The sequence below is a fragment of the Kluyvera sp. NPDC087067 genome, from assembly GCF_044745165.1.
In the GTDB taxonomy this organism is placed as follows: domain Bacteria; phylum Pseudomonadota; class Gammaproteobacteria; order Enterobacterales; family Enterobacteriaceae; genus Kluyvera.
This window is the reverse complement of sequence record NZ_JBIUZS010000006.1, coordinates 301,547-317,219: the sequence shown is the minus strand read 5'-3', so window position 1 is coordinate 317,219 and position 15,673 is coordinate 301,547. Positions and strand designations below refer to the sequence as shown.

Annotated in this window: 14 protein-coding genes; 9 read left to right on the top strand and 5 right to left on the bottom strand. The window is 54.4% G+C overall.

Features of this window, described 5'->3' with window-relative positions; genetic code table 11:
* Window positions 1-130: 130 nt before the first annotated feature.
* From malG to malE, 3 genes are all read right to left on the bottom strand, one after another.
* Window positions 131-1,021: a maltose ABC transporter permease MalG gene (gene malG / locus ACIPDS_RS17040; protein WP_166517248.1), complete on the bottom strand. Its 891-nt coding sequence runs from the start codon at window positions 1,019-1,021 to the stop codon at window positions 131-133.
* Window positions 1,022-1,035: 14 nt separating this feature from the next.
* Entirely contained in the window at window positions 1,036-2,580 is a 1,545-nt protein-coding gene (malF, locus tag ACIPDS_RS17035) for a maltose ABC transporter permease MalF (protein ID WP_400738223.1), read from the bottom strand.
* Between the two features lie 132 nt (window positions 2,581-2,712).
* Window positions 2,713-3,903: a maltose/maltodextrin ABC transporter substrate-binding protein MalE gene (malE, locus tag ACIPDS_RS17030; protein WP_166517250.1), complete on the bottom strand. Its 1,191-nt coding sequence runs from the start codon at window positions 3,901-3,903 to the stop codon at window positions 2,713-2,715.
* A 369-nt stretch (window positions 3,904-4,272) separates the two neighbouring features.
* On the opposite strand from malE, the gene malK reads away from it, so the two are divergent.
* From malK to ubiA, 5 genes are all read left to right on the top strand, one after another.
* Window positions 4,273-5,382: a maltose/maltodextrin ABC transporter ATP-binding protein MalK gene (gene malK, locus ACIPDS_RS17025; protein WP_166517251.1), complete on the top strand. Its 1,110-nt coding sequence runs from the start codon at window positions 4,273-4,275 to the stop codon at window positions 5,380-5,382.
* 103 nt (window positions 5,383-5,485) lie between these two features.
* Window positions 5,486-6,829, top strand: coding sequence for a maltoporin (locus ACIPDS_RS17020; RefSeq protein WP_400738219.1), 1,344 nt, complete (start codon window positions 5,486-5,488; stop codon window positions 6,827-6,829).
* A 114-nt stretch (window positions 6,830-6,943) separates the two neighbouring features.
* Entirely contained in the window at window positions 6,944-7,879 is a 936-nt protein-coding gene (malM, locus tag ACIPDS_RS17015) for a maltose operon protein MalM (protein WP_400738215.1), read from the top strand.
* A 187-nt stretch (window positions 7,880-8,066) separates the two neighbouring features.
* A complete protein-coding gene (ubiC, locus tag ACIPDS_RS17010; protein ID WP_400738212.1) occupies window positions 8,067-8,564 on the top strand; it encodes a chorismate lyase in 498 nt (165 codons plus the stop codon).
* Window positions 8,565-8,578: 14 nt separating this feature from the next.
* On the top strand, window positions 8,579-9,451 hold the full coding sequence (ubiA, locus tag ACIPDS_RS17005; protein WP_400738209.1) for a 4-hydroxybenzoate octaprenyltransferase: 873 nt from the start codon (window positions 8,579-8,581) through the stop codon (window positions 9,449-9,451).
* A 241-nt stretch (window positions 9,452-9,692) separates the two neighbouring features.
* On the opposite strand, the gene plsB is transcribed toward ubiA, so the two are convergent.
* Window positions 9,693-12,122: a glycerol-3-phosphate 1-O-acyltransferase PlsB gene (plsB, locus tag ACIPDS_RS17000; RefSeq protein ID WP_166517256.1), complete on the bottom strand. Its 2,430-nt coding sequence runs from the start codon at window positions 12,120-12,122 to the stop codon at window positions 9,693-9,695.
* Window positions 12,123-12,250: 128 nt separating this feature from the next.
* Here plsB and ACIPDS_RS16995 point away from each other — a divergent pair, with 128 nt between their 5' ends.
* The 4 genes from ACIPDS_RS16995 to ACIPDS_RS16980 all read left to right on the top strand — a co-directional run bounded on the left by ACIPDS_RS16995 (window position 12,251) and on the right by ACIPDS_RS16980 (window position 15,060).
* Entirely contained in the window at window positions 12,251-12,619 is a 369-nt protein-coding gene (locus ACIPDS_RS16995) for a diacylglycerol kinase (RefSeq protein WP_166517257.1), read from the top strand.
* Between the two features lie 99 nt (window positions 12,620-12,718).
* Window positions 12,719-13,327 carry a transcriptional repressor LexA gene (gene lexA / locus ACIPDS_RS16990; RefSeq protein WP_400738204.1) on the top strand — a complete coding sequence of 203 codons (609 nt, stop codon included), beginning with the start codon at window positions 12,719-12,721 and terminating at the stop codon, window positions 13,325-13,327.
* A 69-nt stretch (window positions 13,328-13,396) separates the two neighbouring features.
* Entirely contained in the window at window positions 13,397-14,716 is a 1,320-nt protein-coding gene (gene dinF / locus ACIPDS_RS16985) for an MATE family efflux transporter DinF (protein WP_400738201.1), read from the top strand.
* A gap of 134 nt (window positions 14,717-14,850) precedes the next feature.
* Complete coding sequence (locus tag ACIPDS_RS16980; protein ID WP_166517260.1) at window positions 14,851-15,060, top strand: CsbD family protein; 210 nt, start codon at window positions 14,851-14,853, stop codon at window positions 15,058-15,060.
* A gap of 54 nt (window positions 15,061-15,114) precedes the next feature.
* Here the strand turns inward: ACIPDS_RS16980 and zur are convergent, their stop codons facing one another.
* Complete coding sequence (gene zur / locus ACIPDS_RS16975) at window positions 15,115-15,630, bottom strand: zinc uptake transcriptional repressor Zur (RefSeq protein WP_166517261.1); 516 nt, start codon at window positions 15,628-15,630, stop codon at window positions 15,115-15,117.
* Between the last annotated feature and the right edge of the window lie 43 nt (window positions 15,631-15,673).

The following is a 15,673-nucleotide window of genomic DNA, read 5'->3' as shown; positions in this document are numbered from 1 at the left end:
TCATCCTTCAAGCTGCCTCTACGTTGGCTGCACTCTTTCACCCCAGTCACGTACTTAGTACGTTCCTGAGGATTCATTCGCTTGCCGCCATGATGCATCTCGAATGATTTTGTGTATTTAACGATGAAACTCAGCCCTTCACGCCGCCGGCCGTCAGGCCGTTTACCAGCCAACGCTGCGCGAGCAGGAAGACCACGGTAATAGGGATGGCGGAAAGAACGGCCGCTGCGGCAAAGTCGCCCCACAGATAGTTTTGCGGGTTGAGGTATTGCTGCATACCCACGGCCAGGGTGTAGCTGTTCACATCACGCAGCAGCAGTGATGCAACCGGTACTTCGGTAATCGCGGCGATAAACGACAGAATAAAGACCACCGCCAGAATCGGCACGGAGAGCGGCAGCAGAACCAGACGGAATGCCTGCCATGGAGTTGCGCCATCCAGCGCCGCCGCTTCTTCCAGCGAGTTATCAATGGTTTCAAAGTAGCCTTTAATCGTCCACACGTGCAGCGCAATGCCGCCGAGGTAGGCGAAAATCACCCCGCCGTGAGTGTTCAGGCCGATAAACGGAATGTACTGGCCCAGACGGTCGAACAAGGCATACAAGGCGACTAATGACAGCACCGCCGGGAACATCTGGAAAATCAGCATCCCTTTCAGCAGCGTGGCTTTGCCCGGGAAACGCATACGGGCAAAAGCGTAGGCGCAGGTGGTCGAGAGCGCGACGATGCCGATAGCGGTGATGCCCGCGATTTTCACCGAGTTCCACAGCCACAGCAGTACCGGGAACGGCGGCGGCGTGACGCGGCCGTCGGCATGCTCAACGCTAAAGCCCAGCGCCAGCTTCCAGTGTTCCCAGGAAATGTTTTCCGGGATCAGGCTGCCGGTAGCAAAGTTACCTTCGCGCAGTGAAATGGCGATAACCATCAGCAGCGGGAACATAATCGCCGCGATGAAAATCAGCAGCAGAAGGTGCGTGGTTAAGAGACGCAGTTTCTGAGATTTGGGTTGTACCATAGCCATGATCGTTGTCTCCCTTAATCAAACTTCATACGCGTGGCTTTCAGGTTCACTATCGCGAGCGCACCGACCAGCAGGAAGATAAGCGTCGCAATCGCTGCCGCCAGACCAAAGTCCTGGCCGCCGCCGCCTTCAAAGGCGATGCGGTAGGTGTAGCTGACGAGCAGGTCGGTATATCCGGCAGGCGTCGTGGTACCGAGGCGGTCAGGGCCACCGTTGGTCAGAAGCTGAATCAGCACGAAGTTGTTAAAGTTAAAGGCAAAGCTGGCGATCATCAGCGGGGTGAGCGGCTTAATCAGCAGCGGGAAGGTAATCTTAAAGAAGTTCTGGAACGGGCCGGCGCCATCCATTGCCGAGGCTTCGTACAGATCGTCCGGGATGGCTTTCAGCAGGCCCATGCACAGGATCATCATGTACGGATAACCCAGCCAGGTGTTGACGATAACAATCATCGAACGGGCGGTCGTCGGGTCGCTAAACCAGGCCGGTTTGATGCCAAACAGCGCGCTGAGCATCATGTTGATTTCACCAAAGCTCTGGTTGAACAGCCCTTTGAAAATCAGAATCGAAATAAACGACGGTACGGCATACGGCAAAATCAGCAGTACGCGATAGATGGCTTTGCCTTTCAGCGATTCCCACTGCACAACGCAGGCCAGAATCATGCCCACCGCCACGGTCAGCACAACCGTCAGAACCGAGAATACGACCGTCCAGATAAAGATGGCGAAGAAAGGTTTCTTGATGCCTTCATCGGTGAATACGCGGGTGAAGTTATCCCAGCCGATACCCACGGTGTAGCCTGGACTGAGTTTTTCATCGCCCCAGCTACCGTCGGCGTTAATGGTCTGGTAGAAACCAATATCGTTGTTCGGACGATATTTTATGCCGCTTTGGTTGTTGGTCAGCAGACCGTCATCAGACAACGTATAGAGCGGCTGGGTGCCGGAGAACTGGCGCAGCGAGCTCATGGTGACTTTGCTTTCATCTGGCAGAACCGCGATGAGCTGGTTTAGCGCCTGACGATTCTGGGTGATGATGCGTAATGCCGCGCGTTCGCCGGTTGGCAGGGCGTCAGTCTCTTTTAGCTGTAGCTTCTGCGCGCCGCCAAATTTGAAGGCGTCGGAGAGATAATTTTTGCCGCTTTCACCGTCGGTGAGGGCCAGCTGCCACTCGTCGCCAGCAGGGTACAGACCGAAGCCATAGGTTTTGCCCGCCTGGTAGGAGCGGTCCATCAGGACTTCCTGGGCGCGTTCAAAGGTCAGCTGGTTCGTACTGCTGTAGTTGGTAAATGCGATGGCGATAGTACAAATTAGCGGGAACAGGACAAACAGCCCCATCCCGGCAACACCCGGATAAACATAGCGCCAGGCGTAGGTTTTACGGTTGGCGAAAATATACAGCCCCGCTGAACTCAAAATCAGCGTCATGATGGCAAACAGGTACTCCCCCTGTGCATACATTAAAACGACAAGGTAACTCACCAGCAGCCCAAGCAGACCTATTACTGACCATTTAAGTCGGTCGCTTTGCCACCAATGTTTCTTTTTAATGACATCCATGGGGATCTTCCTCTACAGCGTTAAAACTTCCTGGCCGGAGATGTGCCTGATGGCGCTGCGCTTATCTGGCCTACGGTGTTTTGTAGGCCGGATAAGGCATTTATGCCGCCAACCGGCACATGCTCAGCGGCATTACTTGGTGATACGACCCTGCGCATCTTTCAGCGCTGCATCGACGGTCTGGCGACCGCTAGCGGCGTTGATAACTGCGGTACGAACGGCATACCAGAATGCAGACATCTGTGGGATGTTCGGCATGATTTCGCCTTTCTGGGCGTTATCCATGGTCGCCGCGATACGTGGATCTTTGGCTAACTGATCCTGGAAGGATTTCAGCGCCACTGCGCCCAGCGGTTTGTCCTTGTTCACTTCATCCAGACCCTGGTCGGTCAGCAGGTAGTTTTCGAGGAACTCTTTCGCCAGCTCTTTGTTCGGGCTAGCGGCGTTGATACCGGCGCTCAATACACCGACGAACGGTTTAGACGGCTTGCCTTTGAAGGTTGGCAGCAGCGTCACGCCGTAGTTGATTTTGCTCTTATCAATGTTCGACCACGCCCACGGCCCGTTGATGGTCATCGCGGTATCGCCTTTGTTAAAGGCAGCTTCTGCGATGGAGTAGTCGGTGTCCGCGTTCATGTGTTTGTTCTTGATAAGGTCAACCAGGAAGGTCAGACCCGCTTTCGCGCCCGCGCTATCCACACCCACGTCTTTCACGTCGTACTTGCCGTTTTCAAACTTGAACGCGTAACCGCCGTCAGCGGCAATCAGCGGCCAGGTGAAGTACGGTTCTTGCAGGTTGAACATCAGCGCAGATTTACCTTTCGCCTTCAGCTCTTTATCCAGCGCAGGAATTTCTTCCCAGGTTTTCGGCGGGTTAGGAACGAGGTCTTTGTTATAAATCAGCGACAGCGCTTCCACCGCGATTGGGTAAGCAATCAGTTTGCCGTTGTAACGTACGGCATCCCAGGTAAACGGATAAAGTTTGTCCTGGAACGCTTTGTCTGGAGTGACTTCAGCCAGCAGGCCGGACTGTGCGTAGCCGCCAAAGCGGTCATGCGCCCAGAAGATAATGTCCGGGCCGTCGCCGGTCGCGGCAACCTGCGGGAACTTCTCTTCCAGCTTATCCGGGTGCTCGATGGTGACTTTGATCCCGGTGTCTTTTTCGAATTTCTTACCGACCTCGGCCAGGCCGTTGTAGCCTTTGTCGCCGTTAATCCAGATAACCAGCTTTCCCTCTTCAATTTTTGCCAGAGCAGAGGCGGAAAACATCATCGTGGTCAATGCGGAAAGCGCAAGGATGCGAGCGCCAGTTTTGATTTTCATCTATCCGTCCTTTTTGGTGATGTACTCGTGGATACACAGAGGTGGTTTAACGTCGATGAGTTTCCTTTTTTAGCAACCCCTTTCCATCCTCCTGGGCTCTACGCCCTAGGGGCTATTTGTGTGATCCCCATAACAAAACCCCCGGTTATGCGTCCCAGCGCACAAAAAAAAGCGCCGATTTTTGCAAGCGCCATCACGATTTTCGTTCCGATGAGATGTCATCGGGTGCAGAGCGCGCCTTCTCATCCTCCCGCCTCCTCCCCCATAAAAAACCGGGGGGGTGGAGGATTCACCAGAATTATGGTTGCTGCATAGTCAGCCCATCTTGAATGTGTCTTTTGGTGACGAGTTGTAACGAGGGAGAAGGGCATGGCGAACGTACAGCTACGCAATGTAACGAAAGCCTGGGGAGATGTGGTGGTATCGAAAGATATTAACCTCGATATCCAGGAAGGGGAGTTCGTGGTGTTTGTCGGGCCATCAGGCTGCGGCAAATCAACGTTGCTGCGTATGATCGCGGGCCTTGAAACCATCACTAGTGGCGATCTGTATATCGGTGAAACCCGCATGAACGAAATCCCACCTGCCGAACGTGGCGTGGGCATGGTGTTTCAGTCCTATGCGTTGTATCCCCACCTTTCCGTTGCTGAGAACATGTCCTTTGGTTTGAAACTGGCGGGTGCCAAAAAAGAGGTGATCAACCAGCGTGTGACGCAGGTTGCTGAAGTCTTACAGTTAGCGCATTTGCTGGATCGTAAACCTAAAGCCCTCTCCGGTGGTCAGCGTCAGCGTGTCGCCATTGGTCGTACGCTGGTGGCAGAGCCCCGCGTGTTCCTGCTTGATGAACCTCTTTCCAACCTTGATGCCGCGCTGCGCGTCCAGATGCGTATTGAAATTTCCCGTCTGCATAAACGCTTGGGCCGCACGATGATTTACGTCACCCACGATCAGGTTGAAGCGATGACGCTTGCCGACAAAATCGTGGTACTGGACGCCGGTCGTATTGCCCAGGTCGGTAAGCCGCTGGAGCTGTATCACTACCCGGCTGACCGCTTTGTTGCCGGCTTTATCGGTTCGCCGAAGATGAACTTCCTGCCGGTGAAAGTGACCGCGACCGCGATTGATCAGGTTCAGGTTGAGCTACCGAACCGCCAGCAAATCTGGCTCCCGGTCGAAAGCAGCAACGTGAATGTCGGCAGCAACATGTCGCTGGGCATCCGTCCTGAACACCTGCTGCCTAGCCACATCGCCGATGTCACGCTGGAAGGCATTGTGAATGTTGTCGAACAGCTTGGTCACGAAACACAAATTCATATCCAGATCCCCGCCATTCGTCAAAACCTGGTGTACCGCCAGAACGACGTGGTGTTGGTAGAAGAGGGTGCCACATTCGCCATTGGTTTGCCGCCAGAGCGCTGTCATCTGTTCCGAGAAGATGGCACGGCATGTCGTCGGTTGCACAAAGAACCCGGTGTTTAAGAGCCCCATAACAAAAAGAAACAGGAAACCCTTACACCGCCAACAATAAGGCGTTACGGGGTGAAATGTTAAAGAAAAGCAAAGATCTCAGGAGATAGAATAGATGATTACTCTGCGCAAACTCCCCGTGGCGGTTGCTGTTGCTGCAGGCATTATGTCTGCTCAAGCGATGGCAGTAGATTTTCATGGCTACGCACGTTCCGGTATTGGCTGGACAGGTAGCGGTGGCGAACAACAATGTTTCCAGGCAACTGGTGCACAAAGTAAATACCGTCTTGGTAACGAATGTGAAACCTATGCCGAACTTAAATTAGGTCAGGAAGTGTGGAAAGAGGGCGATAAGAGCTTCTACTTCGACACCAACGTAGCTTACTCCGTTGCCCAGCAGAACGACTGGGAAGGGACTGACCCAGCATTCCGTGAAGCGAACGTGCAGGGTAAAAACCTGATTGACTGGCTGCCAGGCTCTACCATCTGGGCCGGTAAGCGTTTCTACCAACGTCATGACGTTCACATGATCGACTTCTACTACTGGGATATTTCAGGTCCTGGTGCCGGTATCGAAAACGTCGATCTGGGCTTCGGTAAACTGTCTCTGGCAGCAACCCGTTCTCAGGAAGCTGGCGGTTCTTATGCCTTCAGCAGCCAGAACATCTATGACAAAACTAAAGATACTGCCAACGACGTCTTCGACGTGCGTTTAGCGCAGATGGCCATCAACCCAGACGGTATGCTGGAACTGGGTGTTGACTACGGTCGTGCAAACACCACCGATGACTACAGCCTGGCAAACGGTGCCTCTAAAGATGGCTGGATGTTCACCGCTGAACATACCCAGAGCATGCTGAAAGGCTACAACAAGTTTGTTGTTCAGTACGCAACAGACTCTATGACCACTCAGGGTAAAGGCCTGTCTCAGGGCTCCTACGGTTCTTCAAGCGTAACCATTGACGGCGTTAACTATGCCAACAACGTTGTGAACAACAACGGTAGCCTGGTGCGTATTTTAGACCACGGTGCAATCTCTCTGGGCGACAATTGGGATCTGATGTATGTCGGTATGTATCAGAATCTTGATATGGATAATAACCTGGGTACCGAATGGTACACCGTGGGTATCCGTCCAATGTACAAATGGACGCCAATCATGAGTACCTTGCTGGAAGTTGGCTATGACAACGTGAAATCTCAGCAAACCGGCGACCGCAACAACCAGTACAAAATCACCCTGGCACAGCAATGGCAGGCGGGTGACAGCATCTGGTCTCGTCCAGCAATCCGCGTATTCGCAACCTATGCGAAATGGGATGAAAACTGGGGCTACGCGAAAAACAGCAACGGCGATGCAACTCGTTATGCCGTTTCAAGCAACTCCAATACCGCCAACACCAGTCGTGGTGATAGCGACGAATTCTCCTTCGGCGCACAGATGGAAATCTGGTGGTAATTCAGCATTAACCTGAAGCAATAATCTGACGAGGGGCGTAAGCCCCTCTGTTCCGTAAGGTTTAGCGCGCTATTGCCTGGCCACCGTTAGACCGACGATTTTGAGGTTATCATAATGAAAATGAAAAAAAGTCTCATTGCTCTGTGCTTTACCGCCGGTTTTATGGCGAGCGTCCCGGGCATTAGCCTTGCGGATGTAAACTATGTGCCGCAAAACACCAGCGCTGCGCCAACGATCCCGACGTCGTCCTTGCAACAATTGACCTGGACGCCGGTCGACCAATCGAAAGTCCAGTCCACGCAGGTTGGGGTGGGCGGACAAACGCTGAATGTTCCGGGGATCACCGGCAAAGTCGTTGCTTACAGCGTACCGGCTAACATTGGCGAACTGTCGTTGACGCTGACAAGCGAAGTTAACAAACAAACCACCGTCTTTGCGCCGAATGTGTTGATTCTTGATCAGAATATGACGCCTTCTGCCTTCTTCCCAAGCAGCTACTTTACCTACCAGGAACCGGGCGTGATGAGCGCCGACCGTCTGGAAGGTGTTATGCGTCTGACGCCAGCGCTGGGGCAGCAAAAACTCTATGTGCTGGTCTTTACCACTGAAAAAGATCTCCAGCAAACCACCAAACTGCTGGATCCGGCAAAAGCCTATGCGAAAGGCATCGGCAACGCGATCCCGGATATTCCTGACCCGATTGCCAAACACACCACCGACGGTTTAGTGAAGCTGAAAGTGAAAACCAACAGTAGCTCCAGCGTACTGGTTGGCCCACTGTTTGGCTCATCTGGCCCGGCGCCGGTGACCGTGGGTAACACCGCCGCACCAGCCTATGCTGCTGCACCGGCGGCCGCAGCCGCAGCGGCTCCTGCTGAAAAAGCGGAACCGATGCTCAACGATACCGAAAGCTACTTCAACAACGGTATCAAACAGGCCGTGGCGAAAGGGGATATCGATAAGGCCCTGAAATTGATGAATGAAGCCGAACGTCTGGGCTCCAAATCTGCTCGTTCCACCTTTATCGGCGCTGTAAAAGGCAAGGGGTAATTTCTCCCCGCAGCGCGGATGTTTAGGCGAAGCCTTTCGGTGTGCCCTTACGGGCACACCTTTTTTGGCATGCAACAGATGATGTTGCACTGCTGTTGCGCTTATGATCGTATTTGACCATTCCTGCACCCCCTACCATGCCTTTCTGCGATACAATGACTGAACGCTATGTATTGGAGAGACAGGCATGTCGCACTCTGCACTGACGCAACTGCGTGCTTTGCACTATTTTGACGTCGTTCCCCCATTTGAACCGGCTCTGCGCGATTGGCTGATGCTGGAAGATTCCATGACCAAACGGTTTGAGCAGTTCGGGAAACCGGTTAGCGTAACGCTATTAAATGAAGAATTTATCCATCGCGATGGGCTTGCCGATGAACAGCACCTGCTGCCGGAAGAGCCTCGCTATTGGCTGCGAGAAATACTATTGTGCGTGGGGGGCGAACCGTGGCTTGCCGGAAGAACGGTGGTGCCGGAGTCGACCCTTTGCGGGCCCGAGCTGGCGCTACAGCAACTTGGGCAGACTCCGCTGGGGCGTTATCTTTTTACGTCCTCACACCTGACCCGTGATTTTATTGAGATTGGGCGTCACGATGCGCTGTGGGGGCGTCGTTCCCGCCTCCGCCTGAGCGGAAAACCACTGCTGCTGACTGAGCTGTTTTTACCGGCGTCGCCGCTGTATTAAGAGGAAGAAGAAAAATGGAGACGAGTCTGAGCTCGAGTAAGCTACTGGCTTACCATCGGCTGATGCGCACGGACAAACCCATCGGCGCATTGCTGCTGCTGTGGCCGACATTATGGGCGCTTTGGGTAGCGTCACCGGGTGTACCTCCGCTGTGGATCCTGGCCGTTTTTGTGGCCGGAGTCTGGCTGATGCGCGCCGCAGGCTGCGTAGTGAATGACTACGCCGACCGTAAATTTGACGGGCACGTAAAGCGCACCGCCAATCGCCCGTTGCCCAGCGGTGCGGTGAGTGAGAAAGAGGCGCGCATCCTGTTCGCCGTACTGGTTCTGATATCGTTCCTGCTGGTGCTGACGCTCAACACGATGACCATTCTACTGTCGGTGGCGGCGCTGGCGCTGGCCTGGGTCTATCCGTTTATGAAACGCTATACCCATCTGCCGCAGGTCGTGCTTGGCGCGGCTTTTGGCTGGTCAATACCGATGGCGTTTGCCGCCGTTAGCGAAACGCTCCCGCTCAGCTGCTGGCTGATGCTGTTAGCCAACATCCTGTGGGCGGTGGCGTATGACACCCAGTATGCGATGGTTGACCGTGACGATGACGTTAAAATCGGCATCAAATCGACGGCCATTTTATTTGGCCAATATGACCGTCTGATTATTGGGATTTTGCAGGTGGGCGTTCTGGCGCTGATGGCGGCGATTGGCTGGCTCAACGGCCTGAACTGGGAATATTACTGGTCGATTCTGATTGCCGGTGCGTTGTTCGTCTATCAGCAGAAGCTTATCCGCAACCGCGAACGCGGCCCGTGCTTCCAGGCGTTTTTGAACAATAACTACGTGGGACTGGTGCTGTTTATTGGTCTGGCGATGAGTTACTGGCAGTTCTGATAGATACGGTGGATAGCGTGCAAGACGTAGGCCTGATAAGCGTAGCGCCATCAGGCATAATTGCGCACATTGCCGGATGGCGGCTTTGCCTTATCCGGCCTACGCACTACACACTGGTAGCCCGGCCAAGCGAAGCGCCGCCGGGAATTGGCTCCGAGTTACCCCGGAGTCGGCGTAAACGCCTCGTCCGGGCTACAACGGCTAAAAAAAAATCCCCGGTCATTGCCGGGGATTTTTGTTTTTACTGCGCCGCCTCTTCCTGCGTCACGCTCTCAATCGTCAAGCGCACGTCCGAGGTAATCAGGTTTGCCATCATCTGGTACACCTTCATCGTCTCCTCCGGCTCAGCATCGCCGCTGTCGCTGATATAGCCTTCATCACGCAGGGTCAGTACCAGCGATGAGAACACCGCTTTATCGAAGAACTCCGGCGAGTTGATGCCGTGCAGAACGGAAAGGCGCTGTGCCAGCGTGCGGCTCTCTTTCTCAAGGGTGCTGCGGTTCATTGACGGATTGCCGCTGAGCAACCAGAAGGTGATCGCATAACGCTGTAGCGTTTCGCGCGCACCGGCGGCCAGCAGTTGCAGCGTCCGGGAGTGAGATGCATTAATGTGCAATTCACCGTTATCCACGGTGATCATCTCCTGACGTGCCATTTCCGCTATCAACGTATCGATAACCGCCGGAAGCTCTGCGCGTTCCCAGCGCAGGAACAGTTCGGCTTTCAGCATCGGATACAAGGTATCGATAGTGCTTAACACCTGCTCACGAGTGATATCACGATGCTGGGTCATGATGGAGGCCAGCAGCGACGGCATGATCAACATGTGCGCGATGTTATTGCGGTAGTAAGTCATCAGCACCGCCTGCTCGCGCGGCAGAATGATGATATCGCCGATGGTGTCTTTCTCGACTTCGAACTTGTTCATCTGCAACGCGTGGTCGATAAGCTCGCTCGCCGTCGCTTTTGGCGCTGTCGCATCTTCAGAGTACGGCGCGTTACGCATCAGCGCCAGATAGCAATCCAGTTGCTGAGTAAGCTGCTCGCGGGTCAGTGAACGCTGACGCGAAGCCAGCAACGCGGTACAGCACAGGTTCATGGCGTTTGCCGCACCGGCGTTGTTGATGCGCACCATCAGCTCGCCTGCCATTTTATTGACAGTTGGAGTCAGCCACGCAGGGCGCACCGCTTCGATAGGATCGATAGACTCGCGCCATTCCGGTACGTGATGGTTGAGATAGGACATCAGCGACATCGGTTCACCGAAGTTCACATAACCCTGTCCCAGATTGCGCAGTTTGCTTAAGCCGCGCAGCATCTGCGGTAAGCTCTCTTTCTCTTTCGTCGCGCCGCGTAACTCTTTGGCGTAAGTGCCCACTTCCATCACGTGCTCGTAACCGATATAGATAGGCACCAGCGTAATAGGACGTGAGCCGCCGCGCAGCATCGCCTGAATCGTCATCGACAGGGTGCCGGTTTTCGGATCCAGCAGGCGACCGGTACGAGAGCGTCCGCCCTCAACGAAGTACTCGACGGAATAACCACGGCTAAACAGCTCGCCCAGATATTCCCGGAACACGGTGGAGTAGAGCTTATTGCCCTTGAAGGTACGACGGATAAAGAACGCGCCCAGGCGGCGGAAAATCGGGCCAGCCGGCCAGAAGTTCAGGTTGATACCGGCAGCAATATGCGGCGGCACCAGCCCCTGGTGATAGAGCACGTAAGAAAGCAGCAGATAGTCCATGTGGCTGCGGTGGCAGGGCACATACACAATCTCATGCCCGTCGTGCGCCAGCTGGCGTACGCGCTCGGCGTTATGCACGTTAATCCCCTGATACAGACGGTTCCAGGTAAAACTCAGGATACGGTCGGTCAGACGGATCATCTCATAGGAGAAGTTAGCGGCAATCTCTTCCATCAGCGCAATCGCATTCTGCTGCGCCTTTTCGTGGGAGATTTTTTTGCTGCGCGCTTCATCTTCTACCGCTTTAGCAATCGCTTTTGACGCCAGCAGTTTTTTGAACAGGTCATGACGCGCAGGCAGGCGTGGGCCTACCGCAGCCAGACGCTGGCGGGCAAAGTGCATACGCGCCACGCGCGCCAGTTTTTGGGCGATGGTTTTATCCGTACCATGCTCGTCGGCCATGCGGCGCAGCGAGACGGACGGCGAAAAACGCACGAAGCTATCGCGGCCAAGCCAGGAGACGGCAAAGAATTTCTGGAAGCCGTTTAGCATCCTCAATGGCGGATTCACTTCGCCTTTCTCGCGACCTGGAGAACGCCCAAACATCACCGATACCGGCACCATTTGCACATCCAGATTGGGATTGCTGCGGTGCAGATCGAGATAGTCGTGGAACAGCTTAATCGACTCTTCTTTCGGCGTGTAGTATGTAAAGACGCGAGGGCCACCGTGAATGAACACGTAGCGCGGCAGCAGGGTGCCGTCGATCTCTAACGGTTCAAGCGGGTCGGGAAGCTCGTGCGCCAGACACTGCGCGCGCAGCGTCAGTAAGTCGGCCTTAGAGTTATAAGGCAGGACATACATAATTGGACGTGATGTATCAAGCCCCAATTCCTGGGCAGGTTCTGCCGGAATAGACTTGCTCTTTACCAGAACACTTAATGGTAAATTCAGTAATTTGTAGTAAATTCGTGGCCAGCCGGACATAAACGATGTAAAGCCTCTGGTTAATCATGCAAATGCGCGGCAAGAATATCAGAAAGTCGGCAGAATTTCTGTTCTACCGCTTCATAACACGCATTGTCATTGACGTATAAATGAAAAAGGTTCTTTAGATGGCCAATAATACCACTGGGCTCACCCGAATCATCAAAGCTGCTGGCTATTCCTGGAAAGGATTTCGCGCAGCATGGATCAACGAAGCGGCATTCCGTCAGGAAGGCGTCGCCTCGGTCGTGGCAATTATCATCGCCTGCTGGCTGGACGTTGATCCCATCACCCGCGTGCTGCTTATCGGTTCTGTCCTTTTGGTGATGATAGTGGAAATTCTCAATAGTGCACTGGAAGCGGTAGTTGACCGTATTGGCTCGGAGTATCACGAGCTGTCCGGGCGGGCGAAAGACATGGGATCGGCGGCGGTGCTACTGTCGATTTTCGTTGCGCTTATCACCTGGGGCATCCTGTTGTGGGCGCATTTCCACTAAAGCTGTGAAAACTGCCTGATTTTGCGTGTTTTACGGTTCCAAAATAGACACTAGCTGTATATACTCACAGCATAACTGTATATACACCCAGGGGGCGGAATGAAAGCATTAACGACCAGGCAGCAAGAGGTGTTTGATCTCATCCGGGATCACATCGGCCAGACGGGCATGCCGCCAACGCGTGCGGAAATTGCTCAGCGCTTGGGGTTCCGTTCCCCAAACGCGGCTGAAGAACACCTCAAAGCGCTCGCGCGTAAAGGGGTTCTTGAAATTGTTTCAGGCGCCTCTCGTGGTATCCGCCTGCTGGTGGAAGAAGAAACGGGCCTGCCGCTGATAGGTCGCGTGGCAGCCGGTGAACCGCTGCTGGCGCAGCAGCACATTGAAGGGCACTACCAGGTTGACCCTTCGCTGTTCAAACCAAGCGCAGATTTCCTGCTTCGCGTGAGCGGCATGTCGATGAAAGATATCGGTATTATGGATGGCGATCTGCTTGCTGTGCATAAAACTCAGGACGTGCGTAACGGGCAGGTTGTGGTCGCGCGAATCGACGAAGAAGTGACGGTGAAACGCCTGAAAAAACAAGGTAACGTCGTCGAACTGCTGCCAGAAAACAGCGAATTTTCCCCTATCGTGGTCGATCTGCGTCAGCAGAGCTTCTCCATTGAAGGGCTGGCCGTTGGCGTTATACGCAACGGTGAATGGCTGTAACCTTTCCCCTGTTTTAAACGGCTGTGAGGCTCTCGCTATCACAGCCTTTTTTCTTTCTGGTCTATACACATGCCGCTACTTACTCGTGCCGATAAGGCTCTGTGGCGCCTTGCGCTACCCATGATTTTCTCCAATATCACCGTTCCCCTTCTGGGACTGGTGGATACTGCCGTGATTGGTCACCTTGATAGCCCGGTTTACCTCGGCGGCGTGGCGATTGGTGCCACCGCCACCAGCTTCCTGTTCATGCTGCTGCTGTTTTTACGCATGAGCACCACCGGCCTGACCTCACAGGCGTTTGGTGCCAAAAATCCGCATGCGCTGGCTCGCGCGTTGGTACAGCCGCTGCTGCTGGCGCTAGGGGCGGGGCTACTGATTGTCCTGTTCAGAAATCCATTAATCGATCTGGCGTTGTCCATCGTTGGGGGAAGCGGCGAGGTGCTCGAGCAGGCGCGGCGTTTCCTCACTATCCGCTGGTTAAGCGCGCCCGCGTCACTGGCAAATCTGGTGCTGCTGGGCTGGTTGCTCGGCGTGCAATACGCCCGCGCGCCGGTGGTGCTTTTGGTGGTCGGCAACGTGCTGAACATCGTGCTGGATCTGTGGCTAGTCATGGGACTGCACATGAACGTGCAGGGCGCGGCGATGGCGACGGCGATTGCCGAATACGCCACCTTGCTGGTGGGGCTGGGCATGGTTCGCAAGGTGCTGGTTATGCGCGGGATTTCCTGGGCAATGCTCAAAACCGCATGGGCAGGGGATTTCCGCCGCTTGCTGGCGCTAAACCGCGACATCATGCTGCGTTCGTTACTGCTCCAGCTGTGCTTTGGCGCGGTGACCGTTTTTGGCGCACGTCTTGGTAGCGACGTCGTGGCGGTGAATGCGGTGCTGATGACCATGCTGACCTTCACGGCCTACGCGCTGGACGGCTTTGCCTACGCGGTAGAAGCGCACTCCGGGCAGGCCTATGGTGCGCGCGATGACAGCAAACTGCTGGAGGTATGGCGGGCTGCGTGTCGTCAGGCGGGCGTGGTGGCGCTGGCCTTCGCGCTGATCTATGCCATTTTCGGCGAGCATATTGTCGCGCTGCTGACGTCCTTGCCTGAACTGCAACAGCTAGCCGACCGCTATGTGCTCTGGCAGGTGGTGCTGCCAGTGATCGGCGTGTGGTGTTATCTGCTTGATGGCATGTTCATTGGCGCAACGCGCGGTGCCGAGATGCGTAACAGCATGGCGGTTGCGGCGGCGGGGTTTGCATTAACGCTGCTGGCCTTGCCGTGGCTGGGCAACCACGGTCTGTGGTTGGCGCTGGCGGTTTTCCTCGCTTTACGCGGTTTATCTCTGGCGGTTATCTGGCGTCGGCACTGGCGGAACAATAGCTGGTTTGTTTGACGAAACGGTTAAAGATTCCGAATAGTGAATCACACCCAGAATGAGTGACTACAATTATTATCACGCTTAGAGAAAAAGACGTCTGCTCTACAGCAACCTTCACTAATCACACACTGACGTTCGAGGATTTAACTATGAATAAAGACGAAGTCGGCGGTAACTGGAAACAGCTGAAAGGTAAAGTGAAAGAGCAATGGGGCAAACTGACCGATGATGATATGACGGTGATCGAAGGGAAACGCGATCAGCTGGTCGGTAAAATTCAGGAACGTTACGGCTACGCGAAGGATGAAGCCGAGAAAGAAGTGGATACCTGGGACAAACGTAATAACCATCACTGGTAACGTTTAATTCCTACCCGTGCGTACAAGGATGTACGCTCCCCCGTTTAGCGCCCGCTAGCGGGATTTCTTTTTAATCTGAATAGTATGATCGTGTTGGCAATGTTCATGCGCTCGGCACGCTTCCACTTCCACGCATCCTGAACATAAACCATGTGCTTCAATCACGTTATGGCGCAGGGCAAAGCCCATTTTTGCCGCCAGCGTATGCATAATATCTTCCACCCCTTCCGCACACTCTTCCTTCACCACGCCACAGCGGTCGCAGATAAACATCGCCGAGGTGTGTGTCGGTTGATCGAACAGATGGCACAGCACGTAGCTGTTGGCAGATTCGACTTTATGGACAAAACCCTGTTCCAGCAAAAACTCCAGCGCCCGGTAAACCGTTGGCGGTTTAGCCTGAGGTTCTTTGACACGCAGCAGGTCGAGCAGATCGTAGGCGCTAATCGCCCCTTCCTGCAAACTCATCAGGCGCAGTACTTCCAGACGTTGCGGAGTCAGGCGCACGCCGCGTTGCGCACAAAGCATTTCAGCTTGCGCTAACAGTTCTTGCGTAGTGGTCTTATCCATTGGCGTCCTCAAGTCACGAGTGAAACAAACGCATACTTTATCA

Excerpts from the sequence above, each read along its gene's own strand:
- ACIPDS_RS16995 (WP_166517257.1), top strand. The coding sequence starts at position 12,251 with ATGGCCAATAATACCACTGGGCTCACCCGAATCATCAAAGCTGCTGGC.
- plsB (WP_166517256.1), bottom strand. The coding sequence starts at position 12,122 with ATGTCCGGCTGGCCACGAATTTACTACAAATTACTGAATTTACCATTA.
- ubiA (WP_400738209.1), top strand. The coding sequence starts at position 8,579 with ATGGAGACGAGTCTGAGCTCGAGTAAGCTACTGGCTTACCATCGGCTG.
- lexA (WP_400738204.1), top strand. The coding sequence starts at position 12,719 with ATGAAAGCATTAACGACCAGGCAGCAAGAGGTGTTTGATCTCATCCGG.
- malM (WP_400738215.1), top strand. The coding sequence starts at position 6,944 with ATGAAAATGAAAAAAAGTCTCATTGCTCTGTGCTTTACCGCCGGTTTT.
- malG (WP_166517248.1), bottom strand. The coding sequence starts at position 1,021 with ATGGCTATGGTACAACCCAAATCTCAGAAACTGCGTCTCTTAACCACG.
- malE (WP_166517250.1), bottom strand. The coding sequence starts at position 3,903 with ATGAAAATCAAAACTGGCGCTCGCATCCTTGCGCTTTCCGCATTGACC.
- ACIPDS_RS16980 (WP_166517260.1), top strand. The coding sequence starts at position 14,851 with ATGAATAAAGACGAAGTCGGCGGTAACTGGAAACAGCTGAAAGGTAAA.
- zur (WP_166517261.1), bottom strand. The coding sequence starts at position 15,630 with ATGGATAAGACCACTACGCAAGAACTGTTAGCGCAAGCTGAAATGCTT.
- malK (WP_166517251.1), top strand. The coding sequence starts at position 4,273 with ATGGCGAACGTACAGCTACGCAATGTAACGAAAGCCTGGGGAGATGTG.
- ACIPDS_RS17020 (WP_400738219.1), top strand. The coding sequence starts at position 5,486 with ATGATTACTCTGCGCAAACTCCCCGTGGCGGTTGCTGTTGCTGCAGGC.
- dinF (WP_400738201.1), top strand. The coding sequence starts at position 13,397 with ATGCCGCTACTTACTCGTGCCGATAAGGCTCTGTGGCGCCTTGCGCTA.
- malF (WP_400738223.1), bottom strand. The coding sequence starts at position 2,580 with ATGGATGTCATTAAAAAGAAACATTGGTGGCAAAGCGACCGACTTAAA.
- ubiC (WP_400738212.1), top strand. The coding sequence starts at position 8,067 with ATGTCGCACTCTGCACTGACGCAACTGCGTGCTTTGCACTATTTTGAC.